Consider the following 9717-nt stretch of genomic DNA (forward strand, 5'->3'; position numbering starts at 1 on the left):
CGTCGGTTTGCCCACTCGGGCGGGCCCTGAATCGCGGATACGAGCATTCCCGCAGCGCGCGCACGCGCCGCAGGAATCTCCAGCGTTTTCCGTGGTGTCGACCCACCATTTTGCGCGCGGCGCGCGTGCGCGTCGACCTTTCCTTCGACCTTTGGCTCGTGCGTAGATGGCCTCCGGGGCGAAGCGCGCCTCGGGGGCGTGGGACGAATGGGTTCGATCGAGGCGCGGCACCCAGCCCGGAGCCGCGGACGAAAGCTCGCCGGGCTCGGCGTGGGCCTCGCCCTCGTGGCCGTCCTCTTCGGCGTCCGGCGAGGGTTCGAGGCGCTCCTCGGAAGCCACGCGCGGCTCGTCGAGCTCGTCGTGGTCGCCGTGCTCCTCGGGGCGATCTGCGATCGATTCTGGAGCGCCCTCGCCCGCGCGCAGAGCCGCAACGCGGAGCTCACGCGCCGCGTCGACGAGCGGACACGCGCGCTCGAGCAGACCGAGGGGGCGCGCACGGCCGAGATCGAGTCGCTGCTCGCCCACGTCCCGTTCGCGTTCGCGTTCTTCGACCACGCGTGCCGCTACCTGCTCGTCAACCCGGCGCTCGCGCGGATGAATGGTTTGCCCACGAAGGAACACCACGGCCGCTCGATCCAGGAGGTCGTCCCGGAGTTCGTCCCGCTGGTGGAGCCGCTGCTCCACAAGGTCTTCGCGACGGGCGAGCGCCTCGAAAGCGTCGAGATCCGGGCCGCGTCCAAGGAGCGCCCCGAGGAGATGCGCGATTGGCTCCTCCACCTGTTCCCCGTGTTCGCGCCGGACGGCGCCGTCGCCTCGGCCGGCGCGTTGATCGTGGACATCACCGAGCGCAAGCGCGCCGATCGGATGGAGATGGAGGTCCGCGCGGCCCACGCGCGCGCCGAGCAGAGCCTGTCGAAGCTCGAAGCGATCCTCGGGAGCATGGCCGAAGCGGTCCTCGTGAGCGACGCAGCCGGCAACTTCGTCTCCCTCGACCCCTCCGCGCGAAACCTCTCCGACGGCGGGCTCCGCACGGACGGGCGGCCCCTCTCCGCGGCCATCGGCATGAATCTGCGCGACTTCGTCGGCAAGACCGCGCTCTCGACGCTCGACGGGCGCGAGCTGCCCCTCGAAGAGTGGCCCATCTCCAGGGCGATCCGAGGGGAGGTGTTCAGCGACGTGGATCTGCGCCTGCGTCGCGTGACGGGCGAGGAGATGCTCGTCCGCTACGCCGGCCGTGCCGTGCGCGACGCGCGAGGGAACGTCGAGCTCGGCGTCGTGACGATGCGCGACGTGACCCGCGAGCTCTGCGCCGCGGAGGAGCGCGAGGCGCTGCTCGCGAGCGAGCGCGCGGCCCGCGCCGAGGCCCAGCGCGCGAGCCGGCTCAAGGACGAGTTCCTGGCGACGGTCTCGCACGAGCTGCGCACGCCGCTCACGGCCATCGTGGGCTGGTCGCAGATCCTGCAGAAGCCCGACCCCGCCCCCGCGACGATGGCGCGTGGCCTCGAGGTCATCGACCGCAACGCGCGCCTGCTGACGCAGCTCATCTCGGATTTGCTCGACGTCGGCCGCATCGTGAGCGGCAAGCTCAAGCTCGACGTGTCGTCCGTGGATCTCGAAGCCGTGATCGACGCGGCGCTCGAATCGGTGCGCCACGCGGCGGAGGCGAAGAGCATCACGCTCTCACGATGCAAAGGCGCGCGCGACAGGACGCTGCTCGGCGATCCGGGGCGCATCCAGCAGATCGTGTGGAACCTCCTGTCGAACGCCATCAAGTTCACGCCACGCGGCGGGGTCGTCGAGGTCTCGTGCACGAGCCACGACGCGCACGTGGAGATCGCGGTGAAGGACACGGGGCAAGGGATCCCGCCGGAGTTCTTGCCGCACGTCTTCGAGCGCTTCCGCCAGGCCGACGCCTCGGCCGCGCGCCAGCACGGAGGCCTCGGCCTCGGGCTCGCCATCGTCCGGCACCTGGCGGAGCTGCACGGCGGGCGCGTGCGCGCCGAGAGCGAAGGGCCGGGCAAAGGAGCGCGGTTCGTGGTGGATCTGCCCATCACGCCGCGCGCGGACGAGGCCGAGCCGAACGCGCCCACCACGCGGGTCTCGAGCCCCGAGAGCGCGCGGTCGTCCCTCGTGAGCGTGCACGATCTCTCGGGCGCGCGCGTGCTCGTGGTCGATGACGAGCCGGACACGCGCGAGCTCGTGCGACGCCTGCTCGAGGAGCACGGCGCCGAGGTCGTGTCCGCGGCGAGCGCGGAGGAGGCGCTCGCGCTCGTCACGGCGCAGCCCATCGACGTGCTCGTGAGTGATCTCGGCATGCCGGGCATGGATGGATTCGCTTTGATCCGCGAGGTTCGCAGCGGCCGCAGGCTCGACGCCTCACGCCTGCCCGCGGTCGCGCTCACCGCGTTCGTGCGCCCCGAAGACCGGCGCCGGGCGCTCGCCTCGGGCTACCAGGCGCACATCGAGAAGCCGATCGATCCGATGGAGCTCATCGCGGCCGTGGGAGCCCTCTCCCTCGGCCGCAAAGGCGGCCTCAGCGAGCCGAAGGGCGCCTGAGGCGGATCACTTCTCGACGAGGCTCTGGAGCCGCGCGAGCGCCGCGGGTTCGGCGCGGAGCACGAGGTGCGCGCCGGATTCGTCGTACGTCTCGGACAGGACCTTTGCGTGCTCGTACACCTCGCTCACGAGGGCCTGCTTCGTGTACGGCACGACGAGCTCGCCGGGCACCATGAGCGCGTCGAAGAAGTCGATGAGGATCTGCCGCAGGCGCGTGATGTCCGCTGGATCCTTGGCCGACATCAGGATCGCCTCGGGGAACTCGCGCAGGAGGATCGTGCGGTCCTCCTCGGCGACCCGATCGACCTTGTTCAGCACGAGCTTGTAGGGCACGCCTTCCGCGCCGATCTCCGCGAGCGTCGAGCGCGTCACGTCGAGCTGGCTGCGGAACGTGGGGTCCGAGGCGTCCGCGACGTAGAGCAGGAGCGAGGCTTCGAGCGCCTCGTCGAGCGTCGAGCGGAACGAGGCCACGAGGTCGTGCGGCAGCTTCTTGATGAAGCCGACCGTGTCCGAGACGAGGATCCGGGGTTTGATCTCGGGGTGCAGCGCGCGCACCGTGGTGTCGAGCGTCGCGAAGAGCTTGTCCATCACGTACACGTCGCTGCCCGTGAGCGCGCGCATGAGCGACGACTTGCCCGCGTTCGTGTAGCCCACGAGCGCGACGCGGCGCGCGTTCTGCCGAAGCGCGCGGCGCGTGGCCTGTTCGCGCTGGATGCCATCAATCTCCCTGCGCAGCTCGGCGATACGATCGCGGATCTTGCGCCGATCGAGCTCGAGCTGGCTCTCGCCCGCGCCGCGGCCGCGTTGCCGATCGCCGCCGCCGCTCGACTCCCGCATCCGCGGGGCCACGTAATTGAGCCGCGCGATCTCCACCTCGAGCCGCGCCTCGCGGCTGCGCGCGTGACGGTGAAAAATCTCGATGATCACGCCGCTGCGATCGAGCACCTCGACGCCCGTGCACTTCTCCAGGTTGCGGAGCTGGCTCGGCGAGAGGTCGTGATCAACGACGACGAGCGTCGGCGTCTTGGACGCGTGCACGACGCCCGCGTCATCGCCCGTGTCCTCGTCGTCGCCCGGGGCGCTCTCCGGCGCCTCCTCGGGCTCGTCCTCGTCGTCGCGCTTCTGACCGGGCTTCTTGAAGCGCATGCCGGCGGGGCCGGGCCCGCCCGTGATCTCGGCGAGCACGCGGAGCTTCCCTTCCCCGAGCACCGCGCCCTTCGAGACATTCGAGCGGCGCTGCGACACCGTCGCGACGACGTCGTAGCCGAGCGTGTTCACGAGCCGCCCGAGCTCGGCCATATCGGCCTCGTGATCCACGTCGGCGACGGTTGCGAGCTGGACCGCGACGAGCACGGCAGCGGGACGATCAGTTCCGGTTTTGGACATAGAGGATGCGATTCGATCGAGGGAGCGGGCTCCCGCGCCCTCCTAGCACGGCGAGGGCAGGCGCGGAGGGCTTTGCAGGGGACGTTTCAACGCGAGGGGTGGCCGAGCTCGGCGGGATCCTGCTGGTAGAAGCCGCGCATCTGCTCGTAGAGCGCGGGGTGCTTGGCCCGGAGGGCGCGCGGCCGCTCGAAAAAGGCTTCCGTCACGACGGCGAAGAACTCGGCCGGGTTCTTCGCGCCGTAGGTATCGATGACCGTGCGGTCCCCCGACGCGACGTCCCGCAAGAGCCCCTCGTACGCCGCGCCGAGCACGCGCGCCCACGGCCCATACGCCGCGCGCCGCGAAAGCACGGGGGCGCCGTCGGCCGCGCCGTCCTCGGTGTCGAGCTGGTGCGCGAACTCATGCAGGACGACGTTGTGACCGTCGCGCACGTCGGCCGCGCCGTGGAGCACTGCGTCCCAGGCCAGCACGACCATGCCCCTGCCCCACGACTCGCCGAGCCTCGTCTCTTCGTCCTCGACGACGATGCCGCCCTCGACCGTCCGCGGACGTTTGTCGACATACGTACTCGGATAGACCAGGACGACCTCGAGATCCGGGTAGACGTCGCTCTCGCGGTTGAGGAGCAGGACGCAGGCCTGGGCCGCGATCGTCACGCGGATCTCGTCGTCGACGTCGAGCCCGCGGCAGCCCTCGAAGCGCTTCTCGTCGAGGAAAATCTGCACGAGGCCGCGGAGCTCGTCCTGGTCTTCGGGCGAGAGCCTACCGAAGTAGGGCACGTTCTCCGTGAGGATGACCTCCCACGCGGGCGGAAAGGGGTGCCCCCGGACAGCGTTGCGCCGTCGTTCCTTGAAGAAGCCGAGCATCAGCGAGGAGGATGCCATGATTTCGGGATCGGGAAGAACTTGAAATGGGTCATCTCGTGATATTCATGCTATGTTGAAGGGTCGAGACGTCCGGCGTTCGCCGGGCAGCGCGGAGGAATCCAATGGCTTATCGCCTCGTGCAGCGTGGAGAGGGAGAGCAGCGGCCGCTCCTCGTTCTTTATCTGGTGGGCTCGCACGTCGACGCCGATCTGCGGGCCGCGCTCGGGCCCGAGGCGAGCATCGCAGCGTACGACGATGCCACGGGCGAGCCATTGCCCCAGACGGTGGCGCGCGTCGCGGCCACCACAGGCGTGCCCGTCGGCGACGTCATCCTCGCGGGTTTCTCCGCAGGCTGCCAGGCCGTGCGCCGCGAGCTCATCGCGGACCGTGATCCCGCGGGCGTGCTCGCGATCGACGGCACACACGGGGATCTGCCGCCGGCCGACTGGCAAATCGCGCCGTGGCGAGCGCTCGCCGAGCGGGCGCGGCGCAAGGAGCGGCTCTTCGTGGCGACGTGCACGCAAAATACGTACGTCGAGACGGATCTCCCGAAGGCGAAGCGGTACAGCGCGACCGTCTCCGTGCTGCGGCTCGCGTTGGGCTTCACGCTCGTGCCATCAGCGGCGCCGGAAGGCGAGCACGACGGCGAGCTTCACGGCTACAGCTACGAGAGCGCGCGGACAGACGCCGAAGCGCACATCCGGCAGCAACGCCTGGTGCTGCCCGACGTCCTGCGCCGCCACGTGCAGCCCTGGCTCGCCGCGCGGAAGACGGAGCTTCGGCCCGAGGAGCGCGCGATGGCGCAAGCCGCAGTCGCGCTCTCGCTCGACCGCCTGGCACGATCCGAAGGTTCGAGCCAGCAACACGAATCCGTGCCCCCGCCAAGCGCCTGAGCGATCCTGCAAGGGTCTCGTCTGGGAGCTGCTGCGCTGGGGCGTCGCCCCAGGCCCCAGGAGGGGGCTGTCCGCCCCCTCCACCCCGGACCAGCGCAAGCGCTGGACGCAGGGTCGATGAACTGCGCAATGCGCAGTTCATCGAACGAGCCGCGGCAAGGCGGGCAACGATCCTGTCAACCAGAACCGCGGCGCGTCCTGGTGTTGCTCGCGGTCACGCCGGAATGACGCGGGCGAAGGTTCACGGCTTTTTGGCGTCGACCATGATTCGATCCTTCGGATCGAACTTCGATGAAAACGTCGAAACGACCACGGTCACGCCGGGCCCTTCGTGCACGTAGGAATGCACGGCGCCGCGGGGAATGACCTGCACATCGCCTGCCTTCACCACGCGCGATTGCCCCTCCACGGAGAAGGTTCCGCTGCCCTCCAGGATCACGACGAGCTCGTCGTGATCGGCATGGTAATGCAGCGGCACGGTCCCGCGGGTCTGGATCACGTTGACCGTGTGATCGGCATTCTCGAAGAGCGGGACGAGCTTGGTCTTCTCGTCCGGCCCGATCGGGGTTTTCTCGACGATCTCGCGGGCATTGCCCATAAAAAACGCATTTCGGTCCGCGTGCGGAGGCGCGGCCGCAGCGGCCGTACCCACGGGCGCCGCGGGGGCCGGCTCCGCGCACCGCTCCTGGGTGGATGCGCAGGCGGACAGGACGAACAGGGACGTCGCAGCGAGCAGGGTGATCGGGGTCATAGGGGGAAGCGGCGCGCGCATGGTGCGCCGAGCGTACCAAAAGGTCCCGGGCGGGGTCGAGCGCCCGGCAGACGTCAACGCCGCAGGCGTTCGAGCTCCGCGCGCATCCGGGCAAGCTCGAGCTCGAGGTTCCGGCGCGCCACACGCTCCGCGTCGAGCGTCTCCCGCGCCGCGAGCTCCGCCTCGCGTGCCTCCTCGGCCTTGCGCTCCGCGTTGCGCGCCGCCTCCTCGGCCTTGCGCTTCGCCTCCTGCGCAGCCTCGGCCTCCGTCGGGAACAGCTCCTCCCCCTCGGCGTCCACGGCCAGGCGAAGCCGCATGGCATCACCTCCACCGACCGCGCGCAGCATGCAGCCAAGCACCTCGCTCCAGACCCGATCCGCGTTCGTCGCCTCGACGACCACGAGCTTGCCGCGCTCGTCGCGCCGATGGACGCGGAAACGCGTGCGGCCCGAGCGGACGTCGACGTAGGGATCAAAAACCACGAGCTCACGCGTGCCGAGCTCGTCGTGCCGCTGCGGGGACTGGGAGACGTCCTTGTTCTCGTCTTCCTCGGCGATGATCTCGAGCGCAAAGCTCGGCGCGACGCCCGTCTGCCAGACCTTCCAGCACCGCGGGGCCACGTCGGACGGGAGACCCGGCATCACGTACACGTCGGGCGCCACCACGGCCTTCGCGTTGCCCTTGATCCAGTAGATGAACTGGTCGGCCCCCACGAAGGCTTGGATGCATCGTTCGGCGAGGAACCGCGCGATCAAGGGGCGAAGCAGCTCGGTCATGAGGCGCTGGAGAGCGCTTTCACCCATGTCGTCGAACGCGGGATAAAACGTGGGATCGTCCGGATCCTCCGCCCCGAGCCGCCACGCCGCGCTGCCCATGAGGGAAGAGGTTAGCACGGCCGCTGACCCAGGGGAAGGGCATGCGGCCCCGTATCACGCGTGCGCCCGAGGACCAAGAAAAACGTTTTTCCGCGGAGGGTTTGTCTTGCCGTCAGGGCAGATTCGGCTTCGGCGGGTGGTTCTTGTAGCCCCGATCCTTCACATCGACCTCGACCACGGCGAAACGATCAAGCAGCCCGCTGGGGATCGCCTGGTTCGTCACGAAAAGCCCGCCCTTGCCGTCGAACGCCATGTGCGCCGGCCCATCGAGGGGGATCTCGTCGTTCGTGGCCGAAGCGAATCGGCCGAGCTCGCCGCCCGTGGGCTTCACGACCGCGATCTCGCTCGTGATGGAAAGGGCCACGAAGAGCTCTCCGTCCTCGCCGAGGCCCAGGCCCGAAGGCGCCTCGAAATTCGGAAAGACGTGCACGAGTGTGACGTCGTCTTCCTTCGGCGCAGGGACACGCGGGATCTTGTAAATGCGGCCCTCCCACGGCGCGTCGGCCGAGAAGCCCACGGTCACGTAGAGGCTCTTGCCGTCGGCGCTGACGAGGATCCCCCGCGCGCCCTGGAGGTCGTAGTATCCGGCGAGTTTCGCGCTCTGGAGCCAGATCTCAGGTGCACCGCCGCCGGGCGGGATCCGATAAATCGTGGCCTGGGCAGCGTCGGTCACGTAGGCATGACCGTCCTTGGCGAACGTGATGTCGCTGGGCATCGGCGGCATTTCGTAGACATTGGGCGCGCAAAGGTCGCTGGAATCGCCCGGCGCGCAGGAGGTGAGGTCGGGAAAGGGGCCGGCATACACCGTTTGTTTCCATTTTCCGAACTTCTTGTCCGTGAGCCGCAGGACGCCGAGCTGGGAGCTCACGGCATACAGGCGCCCATCCGCGTCGACCGTGAGGCCCGTGAGCGCGTGGGGCGCGGCGAGGTCCTCCCCCTGGATGGAGATCGTCTCGAGGTGCTCCCCGGTCTTCCCATGGAACACCGCGATCTCGGAGGGAGCCCCGCCCGCGTCGACGCCGAGCGCAGGGCCAGAGACGTACACGCGGCTCTTCCGCAGGACGATCCCGTCCGGGTACCCCGGCAGCTCCGCCACACGCGCGAGAAAATCACCACAATGCTTGGGCGCTGCCGAAGGCGATTGCGTCTGGAGGACCAGGGCAACCGCCGCCGCCGCGCCGATCAAAGATCCGATACGATTCCCACCCCGCCAAACCCTGGATCGCGTCATGCACGCCCTCCCTTGAAAGCTCGATCGGCGCCCTGCGCGCCGTCCTCGGACCCTCGAAAAGAGTCCAGCATGGACCTCGAATGCTGAGGAATTCGATGGCCCCTCGCCATCAGGGAATTCCGGGAATACCCGACGTCCCTACACCCGACGATATACATCCCACGGCGGGAATGTGGAAGCATGCCCCATACCGAGAAACGCATGGGTCCAGGACGGAGTTCGAAAAGGCCCCGGGCAGAAAATGATTCCCGTCGAAGAACACCGTGAAGACAGACGCGCAAAGACGAGCGGCAGCCCAAGGGACGCGCGTACGGACCCCGTACGCACGCGCACGGCAATGACGCGGACGGACCAGCGAGCCCATGGAGCGACGCCCTGCATCCCCCGGTGACCAGGTCCGGCAGCGAGAGCGTCGTGGACACTACGCCCAGGGTTTGGTAGGAACAACCATTATGGACGGATTGGGGTTCGAGCCCTTCGACACACCGCTCGGTCGCGTGGTCGTAGCCTGGAGTCCGAGAGGCATCTTCGCGCTCGCACTTCCAAGCGAACGAGAGGAGGAGACCATCACATGGATCACAGCGATCGCGCCCGGCGCCGTGCGCGTAGCCCCGCCCGCGTGGGTCCAGGACGTGATGCACCTCGTCGCCGCGCACCTCGGCGGCGCCCCCCAAGATTTTTCAAAGGTGCCCCTCGACCTCGAGCGCGTGTCACCGTTTTACCGGGCCGTCTACCAAGCCGCACAGGACATCCCGCCCGGCCAAACCGTGACCTACGGCGAGCTCGCCGCGCGCCTCGGCAAATCCCGCGCAGCCGCCCGCGCCGTCGGGCAAGCGCTCGCAAAAAACCCAATCCCGATCGTCGTGCCCTGCCACCGAATCCTAGGCGCCGCCGGAGCCGCCGTGGGGTTCTCCGCGCCAGGCGGCGTGCAGACGAAAGCACGGCTCCTCGCACTGGAAGGTGCACGGGTGCCGCGGGTTCGGTAGCGTCCCCCTTCGGACTGTAGGCGTCGCACCGGGGCGCTGCCCCGTGCCCCGCGGGGGCTGTCCGCCCCTTGTATCTGAAGGCTGCGCTAGGGTTCGGGGGTCTGGAGGCAGAGGGCGCGGTAGACCGTGGCCCCTTGGGTCTTCGAGCCCGTGGTCGAGCTTGGGTCGCCGCG

8 protein-coding genes are annotated in these 9717 nt (G+C 69.0%); 3 read left to right on the forward strand and 5 right to left on the reverse strand.

Going from position 1 to position 9717, the window contains the following annotated elements:
* Positions 1 to 207: 207 nt before the first annotated feature.
* The gene (locus QHF89_RS38830; protein WP_284721488.1) at positions 208 to 2556 is read left to right on the forward strand and encodes a hybrid sensor histidine kinase/response regulator; all 2349 of its coding nucleotides are present in this window, start codon (positions 208 to 210) and stop codon (positions 2554 to 2556) included.
* 6 nt (positions 2557 to 2562) lie between these two features.
* Here QHF89_RS38830 and hflX read toward each other — a convergent pair whose 3' ends face one another.
* Together hflX and QHF89_RS38840 are read right to left on the reverse strand one after the other, a co-directional pair.
* Positions 2563 to 3942, reverse strand: coding sequence for a GTPase HflX (gene hflX / locus QHF89_RS38835; RefSeq protein WP_136971137.1), 1380 nt, complete (start codon positions 3940 to 3942; stop codon positions 2563 to 2565).
* Positions 3943 to 4028: 86 nt separating this feature from the next.
* The gene (locus QHF89_RS38840) at positions 4029 to 4826 is read right to left on the reverse strand and encodes a M90 family metallopeptidase (protein ID WP_284721490.1); all 798 of its coding nucleotides are present in this window, start codon (positions 4824 to 4826) and stop codon (positions 4029 to 4031) included.
* Between the two features lie 104 nt (positions 4827 to 4930).
* Between QHF89_RS38840 and QHF89_RS38845 the strand changes: the two genes are divergently transcribed.
* Entirely contained in the window at positions 4931 to 5701 is a 771-nt protein-coding gene (locus QHF89_RS38845) for a hypothetical protein (RefSeq protein ID WP_284721491.1), read from the forward strand.
* Positions 5702 to 5942: 241 nt separating this feature from the next.
* Here the strand turns inward: QHF89_RS38845 and QHF89_RS38850 are convergent, their stop codons facing one another.
* The 3 genes from QHF89_RS38850 to QHF89_RS38860 all read right to left on the reverse strand — a co-directional run bounded on the left by QHF89_RS38850 (position 5943) and on the right by QHF89_RS38860 (position 8558).
* The gene (locus tag QHF89_RS38850; protein WP_284721492.1) at positions 5943 to 6452 is read right to left on the reverse strand and encodes a cupin domain-containing protein; all 510 of its coding nucleotides are present in this window, start codon (positions 6450 to 6452) and stop codon (positions 5943 to 5945) included.
* Positions 6453 to 6526: 74 nt separating this feature from the next.
* Positions 6527 to 7327, reverse strand: a complete 801-nt coding sequence (locus QHF89_RS38855) for a Uma2 family endonuclease (protein WP_136971133.1) — start codon at positions 7325 to 7327, stop codon at positions 6527 to 6529.
* 112 nt (positions 7328 to 7439) lie between these two features.
* Positions 7440 to 8558 carry an SMP-30/gluconolactonase/LRE family protein gene (locus QHF89_RS38860; protein WP_136971132.1) on the reverse strand — a complete coding sequence of 373 codons (1119 nt, stop codon included), beginning with the start codon at positions 8556 to 8558 and terminating at the stop codon, positions 7440 to 7442.
* 452 nt (positions 8559 to 9010) lie between these two features.
* On the opposite strand from QHF89_RS38860, the gene QHF89_RS38865 reads away from it, so the two are divergent.
* Positions 9011 to 9544, forward strand: coding sequence for a methylated-DNA--[protein]-cysteine S-methyltransferase (locus QHF89_RS38865; RefSeq protein WP_136971131.1), 534 nt, complete (start codon positions 9011 to 9013; stop codon positions 9542 to 9544).
* Positions 9545 to 9717: the final 173 nt, after the last annotated feature.

This window comes from Polyangium sorediatum (assembly GCF_029946465.1).
GTDB classification, from domain to species: Bacteria; Myxococcota_A; Polyangia; order Polyangiales; family Polyangiaceae; genus Polyangium; species Polyangium fumosum.

What these genes read in the sequence shown, in the direction of transcription:
- QHF89_RS38830 (WP_284721488.1), top strand. Translation starts at nt 208, where the DNA reads ATGGGTTCGATCGAGGCGCGGCACCCAGCCCGGAGCCGCGGACGAAAG.
- hflX (WP_136971137.1), bottom strand. Translation starts at nt 3,942, where the DNA reads ATGTCCAAAACCGGAACTGATCGTCCCGCTGCCGTGCTCGTCGCGGTC.
- QHF89_RS38840 (WP_284721490.1), bottom strand. Translation starts at nt 4,826, where the DNA reads ATGGCATCCTCCTCGCTGATGCTCGGCTTCTTCAAGGAACGACGGCGC.
- QHF89_RS38845 (WP_284721491.1), top strand. Translation starts at nt 4,931, where the DNA reads ATGGCTTATCGCCTCGTGCAGCGTGGAGAGGGAGAGCAGCGGCCGCTC.
- QHF89_RS38850 (WP_284721492.1), bottom strand. Translation starts at nt 6,452, where the DNA reads ATGACCCCGATCACCCTGCTCGCTGCGACGTCCCTGTTCGTCCTGTCC.
- QHF89_RS38855 (WP_136971133.1), bottom strand. Translation starts at nt 7,327, where the DNA reads ATGGGCAGCGCGGCGTGGCGGCTCGGGGCGGAGGATCCGGACGATCCC.
- QHF89_RS38860 (WP_136971132.1), bottom strand. Translation starts at nt 8,558, where the DNA reads ATGACGCGATCCAGGGTTTGGCGGGGTGGGAATCGTATCGGATCTTTG.
- QHF89_RS38865 (WP_136971131.1), top strand. Translation starts at nt 9,011, where the DNA reads ATGGACGGATTGGGGTTCGAGCCCTTCGACACACCGCTCGGTCGCGTG.